This window comes from Streptomyces sp. NPDC026377 (assembly GCF_055567715.1).
The window spans coordinates 122,597-143,361 of record NZ_JBVHPV010000013.1; the positions used below are offsets into that span (position 1 = coordinate 122,597).

The window sequence follows — 20,765 nt, forward strand, 5'->3', positions numbered from 1 at the left end:
CCCATGCGACTGCGCCACCCCGACGGCTCCACGGTCCACCTCGCGTACTGCACCAACGTCCACCCCGCCGAGACCCTCGACGGCGTCCTCGCCCAGCTGCGCGACCACTGCGAGCCGGTGCGCCGGCGCCTGGGCACCGACCGGCTCGGCATCGGGCTGTGGCTGGCCCGGGACGCGGCCCGGGAGCTGAGCGCCGACCCGGCCGCGCTGCGCGGGCTGCGCGCAGAACTCGACGCCCGCGGCCTGGAGGTCGTCACCCTCAACGGCTTCCCGTACGAGGGGTTCGGCGCCGAGGAGGTCAAGTACCGCGTGTACAAGCCGGACTGGACCGATCCGGAAAGGCTCGCGTACACCGCCGACCTGGCCCGGCTGCTCGCCGCGCTGCTCCCCGACGACGTCACCGAGGGCACTGTCTCCACCCTCCCGCTCGCCTGGCGCACCGGCTTCGACGGCGCCGCCGCCGAGACCGCGCACACCGCGCTGCGCACACTGGCCGCGCGCCTGGACGCGCTGGAGGAGGAGACCGGGAAGTCCGTCCGGATCGCGCTGGAGCCCGAGCCCGGCTGCACGGTCGAGACCACCGCCGACGCCGTCGCCCCGCTCACCGCGATCGGCTCACCCAGGATCGGCGTCTGCGTCGACACCTGCCATCTGGCGACCTCCTTCGAGGACCCGGCCCGGGCCCTCGACGCGCTGCACGCCGCAGGGATCACCGTCCCCAAGGCCCAGCTGTCGGCCGCGCTGCACGCCGAGGAGCCGCACAGGCCCGAAGTGCGGGCCGCCCTCGCCGAGTTCGCCGAGCCGCGCTTCCTGCACCAGACCCGCACCAGGAGCGGCGGCGGACTCCTCGGCACCGACGACCTCCACGAGGCGCTGTCCGGCGGAGCTTTGCCCGACGCTGCCCCCTGGCGCTCCCACTTCCACGTACCGCTGCACGCGCGGCCCGCGGCGCCGCTCACCTCCACGCTGCCCGTGCTGCGCGAGGCCCTGGCCGTCCTGGTCGGCGGCCCGGTCGCACGCACCCGGCACCTGGAGGTCGAGACGTACACCTGGCAGGCCCTGCCCGCCGAGCTGCGCCCGCGCGACCGGGACCAGCTCGCCGACGGGATCGCCGCCGAACTCGGCCTCGCCCGCGACCTGTTGACCGACCTCGGCCTCAAGGAACTGCCATGACCGACGCCTCCGTGCCCACCCCACTGCTCGTCCTGGACGTCGTCGGCCTCACCCCCAAGCTGCTGGAGCACATGCCCCGGCTCAAGGCGCTCGGCCGCTCCGGCTCCCGCGCCCGGCTCGGCACGGTGCTCCCCGCCGTGACCTGCGCGGCCCAGTCGACGTTCCTCACCGGCACGCTCCCCGCCGAGCACGGCATCGTCGGCAACGGCTGGTACTTCCGCGACCTCGGCGAGGTCCTGCTCTGGCGCCAGCACAACGGCCTGGTCGAGGGCGACAAGGTGTGGGACGCGGCGCGGCGCGCCCACCCCGGCTACACGGTCGCCAACATCTGCTGGTGGTACGCGATGGGCGCGGACACCGACATCACGGTCACCCCGCGCCCCGTCTACTACGCCGACGGCCGCAAGGAGCCCGACTGCTACACCCGGCCCCCGGCACTGCACGACGAACTCCACGACAAGTTCGGCACGTTCCCCCTCTTCCACTTCTGGGGCCCCGGTGCCGACCTCGTCTCCTCGCAGTGGATCATCGACGCCACGCGCCACATCCTGGCGACCCGCGCCCCGGACCTCGCGCTGTGCTACCTGCCGCACCTGGACTACGACCTCCAGCGGTACGGCCCCGACGACCCGCGCTCCTACCGCGCCGCCGCCGAGCTCGACGCGGCCATGGCGCCGCTGCTCGACGACGCCGAGGCGGCCGGACGCACGGTGGTGGCGCTGTCGGAGTACGGCATCACCCGCGTCAGCCGGCCCGTCGACATCAACCGCGCCCTGCGCCGCGCCGGTCTCCTGGAGGTGCACACCCAGGACGGCATGGAATACCTGGACCCCATGGCCTCCCGCGCGTTCGCGGTCGCCGACCACCAGCTCGCGCACGTCTACGTCCGCCGGCCCGAGGACCTCGACGCCGTCCGCGAGGCCCTCGCGGACGTGGCGGGCATCGACCGGCTCCTCGACGACGAGGGCAAGAAGAGCGCCGGCCTCGACCACCCGCGCTCGGGCGAACTGGTCGCGGTCGCCGAGCCGGACGCCTGGTTCACGTACTACTACTGGCTCGACGACGACCGCGCCCCGGACTTCGCCCAGCTCGTCGAGATCCACCGCAAGCCCGGATACGACCCGGTCGAGCTGTTCATGGACCCGCTCGACCCGTATGTGAAGGTCAAGGCCGCGAAGGCGCTGGCCCGCAAGAAGCTCGGGATGCGCTACCGGATGGCGGTCGTACCGCTGGATCCCTCACCGGTGCGCGGCAGCCACGGGCGGCTGCCCGACGATCCGCGGGACGGGCCGCTGCTGCTGTGCTCGGCTCCGGGCGCGGTGAGCGAGGAGGTGGCGGCCACCGAGGTGAAGGGCCTGCTGCTGAGGCTGGCAGGGCTGGGGTAGCTCCCGTGCTCCCGTAACGTGAAGAAGCTCCCGGCGGAAACGATCCGCCAGGAGCTTCTTCGCGTGGGACGACCGCCGTCACGGAGCCGGACCCGTCAGACCGGCGGGGCCCGGCCCGTCAGACCGGGCGCGCCTCGACGATCGAGACGCCCGCGGCGGTCTGCACCACCCGGTCGAGCTCGAAGCCGGTGGCCCGCAGGATCTCCGCGTACTGGCGGGCGGTCCGCTCCTTGCCGCCGACCAGGATCATCAGCCACAGGTCGACGAGCTTGGCGGGGTGCGGCGCGTTGCCCTCCGGAGGAACGAATTCCATGACGAGCAGCCGGCCGTCGGGGCTGATCGCCTCACGCGTGTTCTTGAGGATCTCCAGCGCCTTCGGCTCCGGCCATTCATGCAGAATGTGCTTCAGCAGATAGGCGTCCGCACCGGCCGGCAGCGGACCGAAGAGATCTCCCTTGTCGATCTCGACCCGGTCGACGACGCCCTCTTCCGAGAGAAACGCGTGGGCGCCCAGCTCGTCCGCCCGGGAATCGAAGAGGACGCCCTTCGACTGTGGCGTCTTCTTCAGGATCGCCGAGAGCAGACCGCCACGGCCGCCGAAGACGTCCACCAGGGTCTTGTACTTGGAGAAGTCGTACGCGGCGAGAATGGGCTCGGTCTCCAAATTCGAGAGCGTGCCCATGCCGTTGAGGAAGATCTCCGCGAATTCCGGGTTCTGGCCGAGGTACTCGTACGCGTGCATGCCGCGGTTCTTCTCCAGGCTCGGCTGGCCTGTGCGCACGGTGTGGATGAGCGCACCCCAGTCCTCCCAGCTCGCGGGGTGACCTGTCAACAGGGCCATGTCGCGCATCGATATCGGCGTGCCGGTGCGCAGCGCGTCGGCCATCGGCGTCAGCTTGAACCGGCCGTCGCTCTGCTCGCTGAATATGCGGTAGCCGGCGAGGGCGCGCAGCAGGCGGTGGACCGCGTCCGGGTCGGCCTCGATCCGCCGGGCGATCTCCTCCGAGGACAGCGGGCCGTCGGCGAGCTGGTCGGCGATCCTCAGCTCGGCCGCCACGTAGATCGCCTGGGACACCCAGGCACCCTGGGCCAGTTCGAGGACGGCGATCGGCGCGGGCACCATCAGCTGGGCGAGGCGCTGCACCCGCGCGCGCACCCCTTCGACGATGCGGACGACTCGGGCGGGCGGAATTGGGGGCATGCGTATCCTCCGTGGGCGGTTGCGCAGCGGTATCAAGAGTCTCAATTACCGGGATACCGGAAACTACGGCGTCGACTATGGCGTCGGACTATGGGCGTCGCCCGGCAGACTCTAGAGCCGCGCACGGCGGCGAACAACCACTCAACGCGCGCAAATCGGCGCCCGGTTGGCCGAAATGGCCCACGCGAGTTCGGCGCCAGTGAATTCCGAGTGCGAATCAAGTGTGCAACTGCGGACGGATCGCAGTCGGACGGTCTTACAACTTACCTGTGAATACAGGACGGTTGAGGTAGAAGCGTCTATCGTGGCGCCCGTTGAGACGGCTCCCAATGACGGGGGCACGCCATGATGAGGGAGAGACATGTCGAGAATACGCAGGTCTTGGAGTGGGGCCTTCGTGGCGGCGGCGGCCGTGGGCACCCTGGCCGTCACGCTGATCCCCGGCCCGGCACAGGCCTCGCCCTCCTCGCCGAAGGAGGCCAAGGCCGCTGCCGCCAGTATTGAGGTCATCGCAAGCAAGCTCAACAACCCCCGCGGCCTCTCCGTCCAGGCGGACGGGACGATCCTGATCGCCGAGTCGGGCGTGGGCAAGCCGGGCTGCGCGCCGGGCACCAAGTGCGTCGGACTGACCGGTTCCGTCTACCGTGTCAAGGGCACCCAGCAGGGCCGCGTCGTGACCGGCCTGGCCTCCGCCGCGGTGGCCCCGACCAACCCGTACGAGCCGATCTCGGCCGCCGGCCCCAACGACGTGGAGGCCAACGGGTCGGGTTACCTCGTCCTGAGCGGCTTCGGCGGCAGCACGGACGACCGCGCCAAGCTGGGCGCGGACGCGGCCAAGCTCGGCACTCTGCAGACGGGCGGCGGCTGGGTCGTCGGCGACCCGGTCAAGCACGAGACCCTGCTCGACCCCGACTGGGTCCTGGGTCACCCGGCCAACCCGGAGGAGGCGTCGGTCCACAGCAACGCCTGGCGCTTCGCCCGCAACGGCCGCGGCTTCCTCGTCACGGACGCCGGCGCCAACGACCTGGTCGGCGTCGGCTTCGGCGGCCGCACCACGACCGAGGCGATCTTCCCGGACAACGAGCTCCCCGCCCCGGGCGGCGCCGGCGCGGCTCCGTCGGCCAAGGAGAAGAAGGTCCTGGAGTCGCTCGCCCCGCAGACCAAGACGGTCGCCGCCGACGGCACGGTCAAGGTCCAGGCGGTCCCCAGCGGCATCGTCAAGGGCGCGGACGGCGCGTTCTACATCGCCGACATGGGCGGTCTGCGCCCCGGCGCCTCGCGCATCTGGCGGCTGGTGCCCGGTCACCGCGCCGAGGTCTTCGCCAGCGGTCTGACCGCGGTCACCGACCTCGCGGCCGACAAGAACGGCAACCTGATCGCGCTGACGCTGACCGGCGGCTTCCAGCAGCAGGGCCCGCCGCTGCCGGGCAAGCTGAACCGGATCGACCTCAAGACCAAGGCGGTCACCGAGATCCCGACCGACGGCAAGCTGGCGATGTCCACCGGTCTGGCCGTGGGTCCGAACAACGAGATCTACGTCACCAACAACTCGGTCGGCACCGAGGGTCAGCTGATCAAGGTCACCCAGTAGTCCTGATCCGGTCCGGAGGCCGGTCCCGGGCTTGCTTCCGGTCCTGGTCCTGGCCCCGGTTCTGGTCCTGACGCCGGGACCGGTGCCGGCCGGCCGTTTCGGGCCGGTGTGCGACGCGCGGCCCCGCAAGGCACCTGACGCCTTGCGGGGCCGCTTCGTCGTGTCCGCGGCGCCGGGCCGTGCGAGGGCCGCGCGAGGGCCGCGCGAAAAATTCTTCCCGTTCCGCGGTCACACTCCCGAGGCGGGACCCGTCAGATCTGTGACACGGGATTCCGACCGACGGGATCGAGCCGGCGTCACCGCTGAGCGATCGCCGCACCAACGATCGCTGGAGATCTCTGAAGGAGAGCAGTCATGGAAGCACGGATGCAGAACCCGGCGATGGTCCTCCCCGACGCGATGCAGGCCATCCAGAGCCTGTACAAGGCCACTTACGCGGGGGGCGTCCCGGCGGGTCTGCTCGCGCTCAGCCACCTGCGCGCCAGCCAGATCAACGGCTGCAGCCCCTGTGTGGAGTCGGCGTCCGGCCAGGCGCGCAAGGCGGGCGAGAGCGACGAGAAGATCTTCTCCGTCGGCGCGTGGCGCGAGACGCCGTTCTACACCGACTCCGAGCGCGCCGCGCTGGCGCTCACCGAGCACGTCACGCGCCTGAGCGACCGCGAGGACCCGGTCCCGGACGCGGTGTGGAACGAGGCCGCCAAGCACTTCAACGAGCAGGAGCTGGCGTCGCTCGTGCTGCACATCGCGGTCAGCAACCTGTTCAACCGGCTCAACGCCACGACGAAGCAGCAGGCCGGCCAGAAGTGGTAGGCGCGGTCTAGCGGGTGTGCGGCACGGGCTCGCCGGACCCAGGCCCGGCCCCCGGCTCCTGCTCCGTCGCGGAGCCGGGCGGAGGGGGGCGGTGGGGTGGTCGCGGGACGAGGCGCGACGGCCCCACCGCCTTACGGCCCCTTCAGTCTGAAGGTTTTCCTCGGATTTCTCGGTGGCTTGATCTCACCTGTGGACAAGGTTGTCCACAGGCCTGGTGAGGGATGGCCCGGCGCGGGACCGTCGGGGCATGAACAAGCACCGCGAATCGCACGGCTCCCACGGCCTGCCCGAAGACGACCCGCAGCTGACCTTGCGCAACCCGGCCGAACTGGCCGACGCCCTGCCGTATCTGATGGGCTTCCATCCGACGGACTCCATCGTGATGGTCGCCCTCCACGGACGCCGGGGCCGCTTCGGCGGGCGGCTCCGGCTCGGCATTCCGCGCGCGCCGGGTGAATGGCCGCACGTCGCTGCCCAGTTGGCCGAGTGCCTGGTGGCGGGGAGCGAGCGGCGGGGACCGCGCCCGGACGGGATCATCGTGTTCCTCTGCCAGGACCCGGACCTGACCGGGGACATGACCGCCGCCCACGTCATGGAGAGGCTCCGCCCGCTGGCGCAGCTGCTGCGGACGGCGTGCGGCGCCCTGGACGTCCCGGTCCTGGAGGCGCTGTGCATCTCGGACGGGAGGTACTGGTCGTACTGCTGCCCGGACGCGCGCTGCTGCCCGCCGGAGGGGAACGTACTGGCTCTGCCCGGTACGTCTGTGCTGGCGGCGGCCGCGACCTTCGCGGGGCTGCAGGTCCGGGGCTCGCTGCGGGAGATGGAGGCACGCCTCGCCCCGTGGCGGCGCCCGGCGGCGGCCGACCAGGAGCGGGCGCTCGCGGCGGCGGAGGCGGCGCTCGTGCCCCGCGTTCTGGACGAGGAGGAGCGGCTGCGGGTCGGCCGGGACACCCTCGACCTGGCGGGCCGCGTGATGCGCCGCCTCTCCGGCGCTCCCCCGGCCACGGGCCGTACGGACGCGGACGCGCTGGACGACGCCCTGATCACCCACGAGGAGGCGGCGGCCCTGCTCCTCGGCCTCCAGGACCGCACCACCCGGGACCGCGCGGCCGAGTGGATGGAGGGCCCGGACGCGGCCCCGGCCCTGCGCCTGTGGCGCGCCCTGGCCCGCCGCTGCGTGGGCCGCTACGGGGAGCACGCGGCGGCCCCGCTCACGCTGGCGGGCTGGGTGGCCTGGTCGACGGGCGACGAACCGGCCGCCCGGGTCGCCCTGGGCCTGGCCCTGCGCGCGGACCCGGACTACCAGTTCGCCCAACTCCTCCACCAGGCCTGCAACCAGGGCCTGGACCCGGAGGCACTGCGCAGATGCCTGCGGGAGGAGAGGCGGGAACGGGAGGCGCCGGCCCGGACGGAGGAGACGCTCTGGACCCTGGGCGCCCCGGGCCGGGCCACGGGAGCCGCCGGGGGAGTGACCCCGGCCTACGGGGTCGGCGCGTCGGGGCGGGCCGCTGAGCTCGGGGCGGGGGTGGGAGCCGGTCCGGTGGGCGGGCCCGATGCCCCGGGGGCGGTTTCCGCGCTACGGGCGGGGATCGAGGCGGCCCCGGGGGCCGAGGCGGTACCGCGCTCCGGGCCCGGTGCCCCGGCATCGGTTTCCACTCTCGATCCGGACGCCGCCGTGCCCCCGCGTCGGTTCAAGCCGCGCCGCAAGGGCCCGGGCAAGTCTCCGGTCAACCGGACAGACGGAACGCCCGCCTCCACCCTTCCCGATGGCAACGGGCCCACGACAGCCGGGGCCGCCCGGCGAGGCGCCCGGCGGATCAGCCGGACGGGGCGGCGGGACGGGACGGACCAATGACGCCGAGCCGACGCCACGCCGTGTCGCTCCGTGACCCGTGCACGGCCCGCCGCGTTCACGAGGGGGGCGCCGCGCGAGGGCGGCCCGCCCGACCCGCGCATGCGGCCGGAGTGCTCGGAAGGCAAGGTATGGCGTTCAATGTCCCTCCCCGGGCCAATGTCCCGTCCCGGGTGAATCCCCTCTCCCAGATCGTCTCCCAGGTCGACGAACTGCCGGGGGAGGAGACTTTTCCCGGGCCCGCGCCTGGGCCAGGTCCAGTGCCAGAGTCAGGTCCGGGTCCGGGTCCGGGTCCGGGTCCGGGGCCGGGGCCAGTGTCGGTACCCGGATCAGGTCCAGGTCCAGGGTCAGGTCCGGGTCCAGTGTCGGTACCCGGATCAGGTCCAGGGTCAGGTCCAGGCCCAGGGCCAGTGCCCGGATCAGGTTCAGGTCCAGGTCCAGTGCTAGGCCCGGGGCGAGGGCTAGGCCCAGGTCCAGCTCCAGCTCCAGGTGGTCCAGCTCCAGTGCTAGGCCCGGGTCCGGGCCCAGGCCCAAACCCAGGCCCAGTGCCAGGGGCAGCACCGGGGCCGGGCCCGAGGCGGCGCCGGGCACCGGCACCCGTGTCCGCCCCCGCCCCCCGGCCCCCCGGACCGCCCCCCGGCCCCGGGTTCGCCGGGCTCCCCCCGCTCCACACCGCCCTGATCTCCGTCGCTCTTCCCGGCCTCGTCGTCTCGGCCGAGCAGGGCCAGCTCACCGGGCACGGGCTGGAGGGCTTCTACCGCCACGGACGCCGCCTGCTCGCGCGCTGTCAGCTGAAGGTGGCCGGGCGGGAGCCGATCGCCCTCCAGGGCAGGCCGATATCGGCCGACCGCGCCCGCTTCTTCGCGGTGGTGCGCACCCCGGCCGACAGCGGCCCCGACCCCGAGATCACCATCGAGCGGGTGCGCCGGGCCGAGGGCAGCGAGCGGATCACCCTGCGCAGCTCCTCACCCCGCCCCCTGCGGCTCCCCGTGGAGATCGCGCTCGGGACCGACCTGGCCGAACTGGGCGCGGTCGCGGCGGGCCGGGGCGGACCCGAACTGCCGGGCAGCGTCCACGACTCGGGCATGCGCTGGACGGCTCCCGGGGCGCACGCGGTAGTGAGCGCCCACCCCTCACCGGCCGACGCGCTCGCTTCGGCGGGCGTGCTGCGCTGGGACGTGGAGCTGCCCCCGGGCGGTTCGTTCACGATCGAACTGCACATCCGCACCGACCGCACAGACCGCCCCGCCCGGCCGCCCGGCCAGGCCGCGACGCTCTCGCTGCCGCAGGCCGAGGCGGAGGGCGACGATCCCCGGGTCGGCCCACTGCTCCGCAGCGGCCTGGACGACCTGCGGGCCCTGCTCGTACGGGACCCGGCGCACCCGTTGGACGTGCACGTGGCGGCGGGCGTCCCCTGGCGCACCGGCCCGGCCCCGGCCGAGGCGCTGTGGGCCGCCCGGATGGCCCTGCCGCTCTCCACCCGGCTGGCGGCGGCGACCCTGCGGGCCGTTTCCCGTACCCAACTGGAGGGAGGCGCGCGGGAGTCCGGCCGCCTCCCGGGGCCGCTGCGGGACGCGGGGCCGCATCTGCCGCCCAGCTGCACGGGCGTGGAGGCCACCCTCGCGTTCCCCGTGGTGCTGGCGGAGGCCCGGCGCTGGGGGCTGGCCGAGGCCGAGGTGGCCGAGCTGCTGCCGACGGCCGAGCGGTGTCTGCGCTGGCTGCTCGCGTGCACCGGTGACGACGGGTATCTGGGTGAGCCGGGCCCGGCGGCGGGCCTGGCGCGGACCGAGACCCAGGCCCACGCCCACCGCGCCGCCGTCCTGGGCGCCGAACTGCTGCGCGAGTGCGGCAGACCCGGAGCCGAGGAGTGTGCCGCCTGGGCGGCGGGGCTGCGCGAGCGCTTCCGGGAGGAGTTCTGGATCGAGGACCTGGCGGGCGGGCGCCCCGCCGCCGCCCGCACCGCCGACGGCCGTCGGCTGCCGCCTCTCGGCGCGGGCGCCGCGCACCTCCTGGACACCGGCCTGCTCGGCGCGGGACGCCTCGCCCCCGGGCTGCTCGACAAGGTGCAGACGGAACAGCTCGCCCGGCTCCTGGGCGGCCCGGCCATGGACTCCGGCTGGGGCCTGCGCGGCCTGGGCACCAAGGAGCCGGGCCACAACCCGTTCGGTCACCGCGCGGGCGCGGTACGGGTGTACGACACGGCCGTCGCCGTGGCGGGCCTCGCGGCCGCCGGGTACGAGAAGGAGGCGAGCGCCCTGCTGCGCGGACTCCTGGACGCGGCCGAGGCGTTCGGCTACCGGCTGCCCGAGATGTTCGCGGGTGAGCAGCGCACCGCCGACAGCGCTCCGGTGCCGCACCCGGCCGCGTGCCGCCCGGCCGCCGTCGCCGCCGCCTCGGCGGTCCAGCTGCTCACCACGCTCGCGGGCATCCGCCCGGATGCCCCGGCGGGCACGGTCGCCGTCTGTCCCGTCCGCTCGGCGCCGCTCGGCGCGGTGCGGCTGTCGGGGCTGAGCGTGGCGGGGGAGCCGTTCGCCGTACGGGTCAGCAGGCTCGGCGTCGGCATGGTCGAGCAGGCCGCCGACCGGCTCCAGTTGGGGGGCTGAACGGATTGCTGGGTGAATCCGGGACCGGGCGGGGAGCCGCGCCCGGTGCCGTGGCGCGGGCGGAGGGTGCCGAGGGAGCGGGGCCCGATGCGTGAAGAGCCGTGACCCGACCGCCCCGATGGAAGCCCATGGGGCGGCTGGGGAAGAAGGTACGACCGACCGTGCCGGGGGGCGTGTTTATCGTCAGGGAGACGACTATGATCGCCCCATGTCTCCCTACGACCCGTCGGCCTTCCCGCCCTTCGCCGTGACCGTCGACCTGGTCGTGCTCACCGTGCGCCGCCACGCCCTGTGCGCGCTGGTCGTCCGTCGCGGGGAGCCGCCGTTCCAGGGGCGCTGGGCGCTGCCGGGCGGGTTCGTCCGGGGCGACGAGGACCTGTCGGCTGCGGCGGCCCGCGAACTGGCCGAGGAGACCGGTCTCTGCGCCCAGGACCCGGCGGCCACCGCCCCGGCCCAGGGCAACGGCGCCCACCTGGAGCAGCTCGCCACGTACGGCGACCCCCGGCGCGACCCCCGGATGCGGGTCGTCAGCGTGGCGCACCTGGCGCTCGCTCCCGATCTGCCGGCCCCCCGTGCGGGCGGCGACGCCCACAGTGCGCGCTGGGCGCCCGTGGAGGACCTGCTGAGCCAGGACGGCGGCTTCGGCCGCGAGGACGAGCAGCCCGCCCCGCTCGCCTTCGACCACGCCCAGATCCTCGCGGACGGCGTGGAGCGGGCCCGCTCCAAGATCGAGTACTCGTCGCTGGCCACGGCGTTCTGCCCGGCCGAGTTCACCGTGGGGGAGCTGCGGCGGGTGTACGAGGCGGTGTGGGGGGTCGCGCTCGACCCCCGTAACTTCCACCGCAAGGTGACGGGGACCCCGGGGTTCCTGGTCCCCGCCGGTGGCACCACGACCCGCCAGGGCGGCCGGCCCGCCCAGCTCTTCCGCGCGGGCGGCGCGACCCTGCTGAACCCCCCGATGCTCCGTCCGGAGGTCTGACCGGGACCCGATCGGGCCCCGGCGGCAGAGGTCCGCGAGCTTCGCCCAGCGCCACCCCCAGCCCAGCGGTATCCCAGGCGAGAACCAGCGCTTCCGCTGGCCCAGCGGCAGTCCAGCCGCAGCCCAGTCGCGCCCGGGCAAGGCCGACCCGGCTCAGCTCGGCCGCGCCCAGGCAAGGCAAGGCCGCCCCCTCACCTCAGCCGCGCCCAGACGGGACCGGCCCAGCCGCGCCCAGGCCCTGCGAAGCCAAACGAGGCCATAGGGCGTGAGGCCGGACCAGGCCATTGAGCGTGAGGCCAGGCCAGGCCGCACAGCCCCCGCCGCGCCCCGCCGGGCGTACCGGACCCGCACTGAACCCCGCACTGAACCCCGCCCCCCACCAGCCGCAGGCGCGCGCACGCCCAGCCTGCACAAAAAGTCCGAAATGTCGCGTTATGTTACTCCGGTACCCGTCCCTCCCGCCGTGCCGTCGAGCGGTCTCACCCCCGGGAGAGAAGCGATGCTCCAGGCCATCGGACTCACCAGCACCCCCCGTCGCGACCGTCCGCCCGAGGTGGACGACCTGTCCTTCGAGGCCCGGCCGGGCCTGATCACCGCCCTGCTCGGCGCCCCCGGCTCCGGCAAGACCATGGCCCTGCGCCTGATGCTGGAGCTCGAACCGGGCCGGGGCGTCACCTACTTCCGGGGCCGCCCGCTCCACAGGGTGGCCCACCCCGCCCGCGAGGTCGGCACCCTGCTCGGCGACGTGCCGGGCCATCCCGCGCGTACGGTCCGGGGCCAGCTCCGCCTCATGTGCGCGGTCGCCGGGGTCCCGGCGGGCCGAGCCGAGGAGATGCTCCACGTCGTCGGCCTCGACGGCCTGGGCGACCAGCGGCTCGCCACCCTCTCCCTCGGCATGGACCGCAGGCTCGGCCTGGCCGCCGCCCTCCTCGGCGACCCGCACACCCTGGTCCTCGACGAGCCCGCCGAGGGCCTCTCGCCGCGCGAGAACAGCTGGCTGTACGGGCTGCTGCGCGGCCACGCACAGCAGGGCGGCACGGTCCTGTGCACCTTCGCCGACCCCAAGGAGGCGGCCCGGGTGGCCGACCGGGTGGTCACCGTCGACGGGGGCCGCCTCTTGGCGGACCAGGACGTGACGGAGTTCTCGCGCACCCGGCTGCGCCCCCGGGTGGCCGTCGCCACCCCGCACGCGGCCCGCCTGGGCTCCCTGGTCAGCCGTGAGGCCCGCACCGCACGCCGCTCGGTCGAGGTGGTCGAGGAGGACGGCAGCCACCTCTCCGTCTACGGCGCCAGCTGCGCCGAGGTCGGCGAAACGGCGTTCCGTCACGGCGTCCTCGTCCACCGCCTCACGGACGAAGTCGCCGACACCGGCCCGACGGCCGCCACCCCCCGCCCGGCCACGGCCACGGCCCCGGCCCTGACCCCCGCAGCCGTCACCGCCCCGGACGGACCCCCTGCGGCCCCGGCCGGCGCACTGGCCCCCCGCCCGCGCCCCCCGATCACTCCCGCCCTGCCCCGTACCCCGCTCCGCCCCCTGCGCTACGAACTGAGGCGCCTCCTCGGGGTCCGCACCACGTATGTGCTCGTCGGAGCCGCCCTCCTCGCCTCCGTGGCGCTCGCCGTCGTACTCGGGCGCACCGGGCACACCCCGCTGCCGCACCTGGTGGCCGCCTGGCCGGTGTTGTTGCCGCTGCCGCCCTCGGCGCTCGCCGCCGGGATCCTCGGGGCGCTCGCCTTCGGCGAGGAGTACCGCTATCCCGCGCTCGCCGCCGACCGCGGCACCGTCCCGCGCCGACTCGGGCTGCTCCTCGCCAAACTCGCCGTCTCGGCCACGGCCGCCCTCCTGCTGGCCGTCCTCACCGTCGCCCTCGATGCCCAGGCGCTGCGTCTGGTCTACGGCCGTGACGTGGTGCGGATTCCGCCCGACTGGCCCTCGCTGGCGGCGAGTTGGGCGGGCCTGACCGTCGGCTGCGCCTGGGCCGGACTGCTCGCGGCCGGCATCTTCCGCGCCACCGCGGCCGGGCTCGCCGCCGTCCTGGCGGTGCCGGTCGCCGTCGTACCCCTCGTACAGAAGGCGCTGGCGGCCCCGCAGGCACGTTCGGTGGCCGGACTCCCGGCCCGGCTGCGGGAGGTGGCCTGGCTGCGCTGGCCGCATCTGCTGGACGACGGACTGGCCGCCGCGCTGCACCTGCTCGCCCGTCCGCAGGGCGCGGCCCTCGCACTGTCGCTCTCCGTGCTGCTCTGCGCCTACGTGGTCACCGGCCTTCGCGGGAGGGCCCGTTGGTGACCTTGGCCGGGCCCCGGCATGTGCGGAGAGTCACAACTCCCCGAGAATGACCGCTTCTTTCCGATAAAGCGTCAATTGCGAGGGGTGCGGAGATCACCCTTTCGTGTGCTTTTCACCAAAGACCTCAAGGGCCATGGAAGTCCGGCCGACAAAGGATGCGTGAGTACCCTTGCGCACACCATGATGACCACCGCCCGCACCGCCGAAAACGGCCTCGCAGGACCGGGCGAACTCGACCGCTACCCCTACGCGGAGGCGCGCGGCGCCGACCGCGTCTCCCTCCCCGCCTGGGACGGGGCCGACGCGGACCTCGGCCGGGTGAGCCGCCGCGCGGCGGGCAGCCGCGGGAGAGGGCTGCACGGCCAACTCGTCCAGCAGCTCGGCCAGATGATCGTCTCCGGCGATCTCGGCGCCGACCGCCCGCTGGTCCCCGAGGAGATCGGCCAGCGTTTCGAGGTCTCCCGGACCGTCGTCCGCGAGTCGCTGCGCGTACTGGAGGCCAAGGGCCTGGTCAGCGCGCGCCCCAACGTCGGCACCCGGGTCCGCCCGGTCAGCGACTGGAACCTGCTGGACCCCGACATCATCGAGTGGCGGGCGTTCGGGCCGCAGCGCGACGACCAGCGGCGCGAGCTCAGCGAGCTGCGCTGGACGATCGAGCCGCTGGCTGCCCGGCTCGCGGCGGGGCACGGCCGCGAGGACCTCCAGCAGCGCCTCGGCGACATGGTCGAGATCATGGGCCACTCCCTCACCCAGGGTGACGTGATCACCTTCTCGCGGGCCGACGCGGAGTTCCACTCCCTGCTGATCCAGGCCGCGGGCAACCGCATGCTGGAGCATCTCTCCGGCATCGTCGGCGCCGCCCTCCAGGTCTCCGGCGGACCGGTCACCGGCTGTGACCGCCACTCGGAGGCGGCCCTCACCCACCACGCCCGGATCGTGGACGCGCTGGCGGGCGCCGACGGGACGGCCGCCGAGACCGCCATGCGGCAGCTGCTCACCGTCCACCCCGAGGTCGAGCGCGTCGTCCCCGCGCCGCGCGAGCACTGAGGGCGGAGCACGGCCGGGTGAGGCTCGGTGCCCCGCCCGGAGGAAGCACGCGTCGCCGGACCTCAGGGGGTCCGGCGACGCGATTGTGGGCACATTGCCCCGAGTGGCCGTTTATGTCGAATATGGGGTGTGACTCGGGCCACGTAGATTGGGCGTAACACTCCTCGGAACCGTGCGATGACCTAAGAGGTAACAGCCGAGGAAGGAATACAGCTGCCGCTCGCGGCGCTGTGCAGCTCCGAGGTTCAGCCCGCGCCGTCGGCACAATCCCCAGTCGACGGTCGTCGGCTCCGGCCCGATCATGGGCGGGGCCGGAAGCCGTTTTCCATCGTTCCGAGAGGTTGTTCGTGTCGGCCAGCACATCCCGTACGCTCCCGCCGGAGATCGCCGAGTCAGAGTCTGTGATGGCGCTCATCGAGCGGGGAAAGGCTGATGGGCAGATCGCCGGCGATGACGTGCGTCGGGCCTTCGAAGCCGACCAGATTCCGCCAACCCAGTGGAAGAATGTTCTGCGCAGCCTCAACCAGATCCTCGAGGAAGAGGGTGTGACGCTGATGGTCAGTGCCGCGGAATCTCCCAAGCGCACCCGGAAGAGCGTCGCAGCGAAGAGCCCGGCGAAGCGCACCGCCACCAAGACCGTCGCGGCCAAGACGACGGTGACCAAGACGGTCGCGGCCACCGCGGCCCCGGCGGCCCCGGCCGTGGACGCGTCGGCGGACGACGCCGAGGCGCCCAAGAAGGCCGCCGCCAAGAAGACGGCCGCGAAGAAGACCGTCGCCAAGAAGGCCGTGGCCAAGAAGACGGCCGCGAAGAAGACGGCCGGCAAGAAGGGCGACGAAGAGGTCGTCGAGGGCGAGGAGCTGCTCGAGGACGTCGCGCCCGGCAAGGGTGACGAGGAGGAGGCCGAGGGCGAGAACAAGGGCTTCGTCCTCTCCGACGACGACGAGGACGACGCTCCCGCCCAGCAGGTCGCCGTCGCCGGCGCCACCGCCGACCCGGTCAAGGACTACCTGAAGCAGATCGGCAAGGTCCCGCTGCTCAACGCCGAGCAGGAGGTCGAGCTCGCCAAGCGCATCGAGGCCGGCCTGTTCGCCGAGGACAAGCTGTCGGCCGCCGACAAGCTCGCCCCCAAGCTCAAGCGCGAGCTGGAGATCATCGCCGAGGACGGCCGCCGCGCCAAGAATCACCTGCTGGAGGCCAACCTCCGCCTCGTGGTCTCGCTGGCCAAGCGCTACACGGGCCGCGGCATGCTCTTCCTGGACCTCATCCAGGAGGGCAACCTCGGTCTGATCCGCGCGGTCGAGAAGTTCGACTACACCAAGGGCTACAAGTTCTCCACGTACGCCACCTGGTGGATCCGTCAGGCGATCACCCGCGCGATGGCCGACCAGGCCCGCACCATCCGTATCCCGGTGCACATGGTCGAGGTCATCAACAAGCTCGCGCGCGTGCAGCGCCAGATGCTCCAGGACCTGGGCCGCGAGCCCACCCCGGAGGAGCTGGCCAAGGAACTCGACATGACCCCGGAGAAGGTCATCGAGGTCCAGAAGTACGGCCGCGAGCCGATCTCGCTGCACACCCCCCTGGGTGAGGACGGCGACAGCGAGTTCGGTGACCTCATCGAGGACTCCGAGGCCGTCGTCCCGGCCGACGCGGTCAGCTTCACGCTTCTGCAGGAGCAGCTGCACTCGGTCCTGGACACCCTGTCGGAGCGCGAGGCGGGCGTGGTCTCCATGCGCTTCGGCCTCACCGACGGCCAGCCGAAGACCCTGGACGAGATCGGCAAGGTCTACGGAGTGACGCGTGAGCGCATCCGCCAGATCGAGTCGAAGACCATGTCGAAGCTGCGCCACCCGTCGCGTTCGCAGGTCCTGCGCGACTACCTCGACTAGGTCGCGTTCGTACGCCTGTCGTACGGACCGGAGGTGACCGAGGGCCCGGTTTCCGTGAGGGAGCCGGGCCCTCGTGTGTGTCCACGCGTGTCTGAGCGGGTGCGAGGCGTCAATGCCTCGTTGACTCTGGGTGTGCCCGTGTCACCCGGAGTCAGGAGACCGTATGCGACGCCCCACCGTCCGAGCGCTGCGCGGGGCGCTGGCCCTCACGGCCGCCGCCACCGCCGTACCGCTGGCCACGCCCCTGCCGGCCGCCGCCGACAGCGTGGTCATCGGGGGCACGCCCGCCTCCGTGCAGGACAGCCCGTACGTCGTCGCGCTCTCCAGCCGTGCCCGGTTCGGCTCAAAGCGCGCGGGTCAGTTCTGCGGGGGAGCGGTGGTCGCGCCCACCAAGGTGATCACGGCCGCGCACTGCCTGAGCAAGGAGGTGCTCGGCACCAACGGGATGCGCGATCTGAAGGTGATCGCGGGCCGCTCCGAGCTGCGCGGCACCAGCGGCCAGGAGGTCGGCGTACGGGACACCTGGGTCAACCCGGGGTACAACTCGGTCAGCAACGCGGGTGACATCGCGATGCTCACCCTGGCGAGCGCGCTGCCCGAGTCCTACGTCATCGGGCTCGCGGGGCCGGGCGATCCCGCGTACGCCCCGGACACCCCGGCGGCGGTCTACGGCTGGGGGGACACCACCGGGCGGGGCACCTACGCCGCGTCCCTGCGCTCCACGCGCGTGTGGGTGCTGTCGGACCAGTCCTGTGAGCGCGCCTACCCGGGGAACTCCGGGGACGCGTATCTGAAGGCCACCATGCTCTGCGCGGGGGACCCCAAGGGCGGCCACGACGCCTGCCAGGGCGACAGCGGGGGCCCACTGGTGGCCATGGGGCGGCTGGTGGGCCTGGTGTCCTGGGGGAGCGGCTGCGGGGAGGCCGAGAGCCCCGGGGTGTACACCCGGATCTCCGCCTTCGTCGGACCGTCACGGAACGCGGCGCCCCTGTAGCGGCGCGCGAGCAAGAGAACGGGCGGCCGCCCCACACGGGGGCGGCCGCCCGTCGCCGGTCCTGGACCGGCCCCTGGCTCGTCGTCAGTGCGAGGTTCAGCGATCCTCTTCGCCTGCGGATTCGGGCACCGCCGTGAGGCGGTCCGTCTCGTCCTGTATCTCAGCGGCGATCTTCTTCAGTTCCGGCTCGAACTTGCGTCCGTGGTGAGCACAGAAGAGCAGTTCGCCGCCGCTGGTCAGAAGGACACGCAGGTATGCCTGTGCGCCGCAGCGGTCGCAACGGTCAGCGGCCGTCAGGGGGCTCGCGGGGGTCAGAACAGTAGTCACGTCGCCTCTTCTCTAGCTCGACGAGCTGTCGTACCAGGGTCAACATCCAACCAGGCCGAAAACGTTCCCGCTCGTGCCTTTTCCTCGAAATTTCTTGGTCGAGGTGGCTGTCTGCTGCCGGTTGGCGGCGAATGAGCCGTATTGCGGTGCTCTACGGTTTCGCGTTGCTTGTCTCGGTCGGTCCTCCCGGCGGGGTTGCCGGTTGTTCATGAGGACGTGCCCGGAGCCTAAATGGTTCATGCGCGGATGGGAACGTGACATCTGTATCACCCCCACGGGGGATCGAACATGCATACGACACTGGACTAGCATGAGAATCTGCCGAGGGTGGCGTGACAACGGCTCTACCAGGCCTCGGTACCCTCTGACCGGCGACCGACGCCGGCCCCCTACCCACCAGGGGGCGAATTGAAATTCAGCGAGGAGCGAACTGCGTGACCGCCGAGACGTCCGTTCCGTCCACCGCGCTGCTCTCCGGCGCCGACCGGGACGGCTCCAACTACACCGCGCGGCACCTGCTCGTCCTTGAAGGCCTCGAAGCGGTCCGCAAGCGCCCGGGTATGTACATCGGCTCGACCGACAGCCGCGGCCTGATGCACTGCCTCTGGGAGATCATCGACAACTCCGTCGACGAGGCCCTGGGCGGGTTCTGCGACTTCATCGAGGTGATCCTGCACGACGACGGCTCGGTCGAGGTGCGGGACAACGGCCGGGGCATCCCGGTCGACATCGAGCCCAAGACCGGTCTGTCGGGCGTCGAGGTCGTCATGACCAAGCTGCACGCCGGCGGCAAGTTCGGCGGCGGCTCCTACGCCGCCTCCGGCGGTCTGCACGGCGTGGGCGCCTCCGTGGTGAACGCGCTTTCGGCCCGCCTCGACGTCGAGGTCGACCGCAACAGCGCGACGCACTCGATCAGCTTCCGGCGCGGCACGCCCGGCATGTTCACCGAGCAGGGCCCCGACGCCCCCTTCGACCCGTCGAGCGGGCTGCTCAAGGGCAAGCGCGTGCCCAAGACCCGCACCGGCACCCGCATCCGCTACTGGGCGGACCGCCAGATCTTCCTCAAGGACGCCAAGCTCTCCCTGGACACGCTCCACCAGCGGGCGCGCCAGACGGCCTTCCTGGTCCCCGGCCTGACCATTGTCGTGCGCGACGAGCGCGGGATCGACGGCGAGGGCAAGAAGGAAGAGACGTTCCGCTTCGACGGCGGGATCAGCGAGTTCTGCGAGTACCTGGCGCAGGACAAGGGCGTCTGCGACGTGTTGCGCCTCACCGGCCAGGGCAGCTTCAAGGAGACCGTTCCGGTCCTGGACGAGCGCGGCCACATGACCCCCACCGAGGTCACCCGTGAGCTCGGCGTGGACATCGCGCTGCGCTGGGGCACGGGATACGAGACGAACCTGAAGTCGTTCGTGAACATCATCGCCACCCCCAAGGGCGGCACCCACGTGGCCGGCTTCGAGCGCTCGGTCACCAAGACCGTCAACGAGGTGCTGCGCTCCGCGAAGCTGCTGCGCGTCGCCGAGGACGACGTCGTCAAGGACGACGCCCTGGAGGGCCTCACGGCGGTGGTCACCGTCCGGCTCGCCGAACCCCAGTTCGAGGGCCAGACCAAGGAGGTGCTCGGCACCTCGGCGGCCAACCGGATCGTCGCCAACGTGGTCGCCAAGGAGCTCAAGGCGTTCCTGACCTCCACCAAGCGCGACGCCAAGGCGCAGGCCCGGGCGGTGCTCGACAAGATCGTCGCGGCGGCCCGGACCAGGATCGCGGCCCGCCAGCACAAGGAGGCGCAGCGGCGGAAGACGGCTCTGGAGTCCTCCTCGCTGCCGGCCAAGCTGGCCGACTGCCGCAGCGACGACGTGGAGCGCAGCGAACTCTTCATCGTCGAGGGGGACTCCGCGCTCGGCACCGCCAAGCTCGCCCGGAACTCGGAGTTCCAGGCGCTGCTGCCGATCCGGGGCAAGATCCTCAACGTGCAGAAGGCGTCCGTCTCGGACATGCTCAAGAACGCCGAGTGCGGCGCGATCATCCAGGTCATAGGAGCGGGCTCGGGCCGCACCTTCGACATCGACGCGGCGCGGTACGGCAAGATCGTGCTGCTCGTCGACGCCGATGTCGACGGCGCCCACATCCGCATCCTGCTGCTGACCCTCTTCCAGCGCTATATGCGCCCGATGGTCGAGGCGGGCCGGGTCTTCGCCGCCGTCCCGCCGCTGCACCGGATCGAGCTGGTCCAGCCCAAGAAGGGCCAGGACAAGTACGTGTACACGTACTCGGACAACGAGCTGCGCCAGACCCTGCTGGAGTTCCAGCGCAAGGGCGTCCGCTACAAGGACTCCATCCAGCGCTACAAGGGCCTCGGCGAGATGGACGCGGACCAGCTGGCGGAGACCACGATGGACCCGCGCTTCCGCACCCTGCGCCGGATCAACATCGGCGACCTGGAGGCCTCCGAGCAGGTCTTCGACCTGCTGATGGGCAACGAGGTGGCGCCCCGCAAGGAGTTCATCACCAGCTCGGCGGCGACGCTGGACCGGTCGCGCATCGACGCGTAGGGACACGCACGGCCACGGCCGGGTTCCGTGCCGCGACCGCGGCGGGGGCCCGGCCATGCCCGTGGTTCC

The 20,765-nt window shown here is 72.6% G+C and carries 15 protein-coding genes; 12 read left to right on the forward strand and 3 right to left on the reverse strand.

Annotated elements, in window-relative coordinates; all coding sequences use genetic code 11:
• The first annotated feature begins 3 nt into the window (after positions 1–3).
• Together eboE and ACZ4MU_RS25225 are read left to right on the forward strand one after the other, a co-directional pair.
• Positions 4–1,173 (forward strand): metabolite traffic protein EboE, encoded by a 1,170-nt coding sequence (eboE, locus tag ACZ4MU_RS25220; protein WP_467880693.1) that lies wholly within the window; start codon positions 4–6, stop codon positions 1,171–1,173.
• Positions 1,170–2,558, forward strand: a complete 1,389-nt coding sequence (locus ACZ4MU_RS25225; RefSeq protein WP_467880695.1) for a nucleotide pyrophosphatase/phosphodiesterase family protein — start codon at positions 1,170–1,172, stop codon at positions 2,556–2,558. Before eboE ends, ACZ4MU_RS25225 begins: the two co-directional genes overlap by 4 nt.
• Before the next feature lie 118 nt (positions 2,559–2,676).
• Here ACZ4MU_RS25225 and ACZ4MU_RS25230 read toward each other — a convergent pair whose 3' ends face one another.
• Positions 2,677–3,759 (reverse strand): methyltransferase, encoded by a 1,083-nt coding sequence (locus ACZ4MU_RS25230; protein WP_467880698.1) that lies wholly within the window; start codon positions 3,757–3,759, stop codon positions 2,677–2,679.
• 361 nt (positions 3,760–4,120) lie between these two features.
• On the opposite strand from ACZ4MU_RS25230, the gene ACZ4MU_RS25235 reads away from it, so the two are divergent.
• The 3 genes from ACZ4MU_RS25235 (at position 4,121) to ACZ4MU_RS25245 (ending at position 8,015) form a co-directional block, all read left to right on the forward strand.
• On the forward strand, positions 4,121–5,350 hold the full coding sequence (locus ACZ4MU_RS25235) for a ScyD/ScyE family protein (RefSeq protein WP_467880701.1): 1,230 nt from the start codon (positions 4,121–4,123) through the stop codon (positions 5,348–5,350).
• A gap of 354 nt (positions 5,351–5,704) precedes the next feature.
• On the forward strand, positions 5,705–6,160 hold the full coding sequence (locus ACZ4MU_RS25240) for a carboxymuconolactone decarboxylase family protein (protein WP_467880703.1): 456 nt from the start codon (positions 5,705–5,707) through the stop codon (positions 6,158–6,160).
• A gap of 247 nt (positions 6,161–6,407) precedes the next feature.
• Entirely contained in the window at positions 6,408–8,015 is a 1,608-nt protein-coding gene (locus ACZ4MU_RS25245; RefSeq protein ID WP_467880705.1) for a DUF4192 domain-containing protein, read from the forward strand.
• A gap of 135 nt (positions 8,016–8,150) precedes the next feature.
• Here ACZ4MU_RS25245 and ACZ4MU_RS25250 read toward each other — a convergent pair whose 3' ends face one another.
• On the reverse strand, positions 8,151–8,609 hold the full coding sequence (locus ACZ4MU_RS25250; protein WP_467880708.1) for a hypothetical protein: 459 nt from the start codon (positions 8,607–8,609) through the stop codon (positions 8,151–8,153).
• A gap of 2 nt (positions 8,610–8,611) precedes the next feature.
• On the opposite strand from ACZ4MU_RS25250, the gene ACZ4MU_RS25255 reads away from it, so the two are divergent.
• From ACZ4MU_RS25255 to ACZ4MU_RS25280, 6 genes are all read left to right on the forward strand, one after another.
• The gene (locus ACZ4MU_RS25255) at positions 8,612–10,615 is read left to right on the forward strand and encodes a glycogen debranching N-terminal domain-containing protein (protein ID WP_467880711.1); all 2,004 of its coding nucleotides are present in this window, start codon (positions 8,612–8,614) and stop codon (positions 10,613–10,615) included.
• A gap of 208 nt (positions 10,616–10,823) precedes the next feature.
• On the forward strand, positions 10,824–11,594 hold the full coding sequence (locus ACZ4MU_RS25260) for an NUDIX hydrolase (RefSeq protein ID WP_467880714.1): 771 nt from the start codon (positions 10,824–10,826) through the stop codon (positions 11,592–11,594).
• A 499-nt stretch (positions 11,595–12,093) separates the two neighbouring features.
• Entirely contained in the window at positions 12,094–13,881 is a 1,788-nt protein-coding gene (locus ACZ4MU_RS25265) for an ATP-binding cassette domain-containing protein (RefSeq protein WP_467880717.1), read from the forward strand.
• A 105-nt stretch (positions 13,882–13,986) separates the two neighbouring features.
• Positions 13,987–14,928: a FadR/GntR family transcriptional regulator gene (locus tag ACZ4MU_RS25270; RefSeq protein WP_467880720.1), complete on the forward strand. Its 942-nt coding sequence runs from the start codon at positions 13,987–13,989 to the stop codon at positions 14,926–14,928.
• Positions 14,929–15,275: 347 nt separating this feature from the next.
• A complete protein-coding gene (locus ACZ4MU_RS25275) occupies positions 15,276–16,820 on the forward strand; it encodes an RNA polymerase sigma factor (protein WP_467880723.1) in 1,545 nt (514 codons plus the stop codon).
• A 163-nt stretch (positions 16,821–16,983) separates the two neighbouring features.
• The gene (locus tag ACZ4MU_RS25280) at positions 16,984–17,814 is read left to right on the forward strand and encodes a serine protease (protein WP_467880726.1); all 831 of its coding nucleotides are present in this window, start codon (positions 16,984–16,986) and stop codon (positions 17,812–17,814) included.
• 96 nt (positions 17,815–17,910) lie between these two features.
• Here ACZ4MU_RS25280 and ACZ4MU_RS25285 read toward each other — a convergent pair whose 3' ends face one another.
• Positions 17,911–18,141: a DUF7455 domain-containing protein gene (locus ACZ4MU_RS25285; RefSeq protein WP_067165114.1), complete on the reverse strand. Its 231-nt coding sequence runs from the start codon at positions 18,139–18,141 to the stop codon at positions 17,911–17,913.
• Between the two features lie 434 nt (positions 18,142–18,575).
• Between ACZ4MU_RS25285 and ACZ4MU_RS25290 the strand changes: the two genes are divergently transcribed.
• Positions 18,576–20,696: a DNA gyrase/topoisomerase IV subunit B gene (locus ACZ4MU_RS25290; RefSeq protein ID WP_467880730.1), complete on the forward strand. Its 2,121-nt coding sequence runs from the start codon at positions 18,576–18,578 to the stop codon at positions 20,694–20,696.
• Positions 20,697–20,765: the final 69 nt, after the last annotated feature.

Excerpts from the sequence above, each read along its gene's own strand:
- eboE (WP_467880693.1), top strand. The coding sequence starts at position 4 with ATGCGACTGCGCCACCCCGACGGCTCCACGGTCCACCTCGCGTACTGC.
- ACZ4MU_RS25225 (WP_467880695.1), top strand. The coding sequence starts at position 1,170 with ATGACCGACGCCTCCGTGCCCACCCCACTGCTCGTCCTGGACGTCGTC.
- ACZ4MU_RS25230 (WP_467880698.1), bottom strand. The coding sequence starts at position 3,759 with ATGCCCCCAATTCCGCCCGCCCGAGTCGTCCGCATCGTCGAAGGGGTG.
- ACZ4MU_RS25235 (WP_467880701.1), top strand. The coding sequence starts at position 4,121 with ATGTCGAGAATACGCAGGTCTTGGAGTGGGGCCTTCGTGGCGGCGGCG.
- ACZ4MU_RS25240 (WP_467880703.1), top strand. The coding sequence starts at position 5,705 with ATGGAAGCACGGATGCAGAACCCGGCGATGGTCCTCCCCGACGCGATG.
- ACZ4MU_RS25245 (WP_467880705.1), top strand. The coding sequence starts at position 6,408 with ATGAACAAGCACCGCGAATCGCACGGCTCCCACGGCCTGCCCGAAGAC.
- ACZ4MU_RS25260 (WP_467880714.1), top strand. The coding sequence starts at position 10,824 with ATGTCTCCCTACGACCCGTCGGCCTTCCCGCCCTTCGCCGTGACCGTC.
- ACZ4MU_RS25265 (WP_467880717.1), top strand. The coding sequence starts at position 12,094 with ATGCTCCAGGCCATCGGACTCACCAGCACCCCCCGTCGCGACCGTCCG.
- ACZ4MU_RS25280 (WP_467880726.1), top strand. The coding sequence starts at position 16,984 with ATGCGACGCCCCACCGTCCGAGCGCTGCGCGGGGCGCTGGCCCTCACG.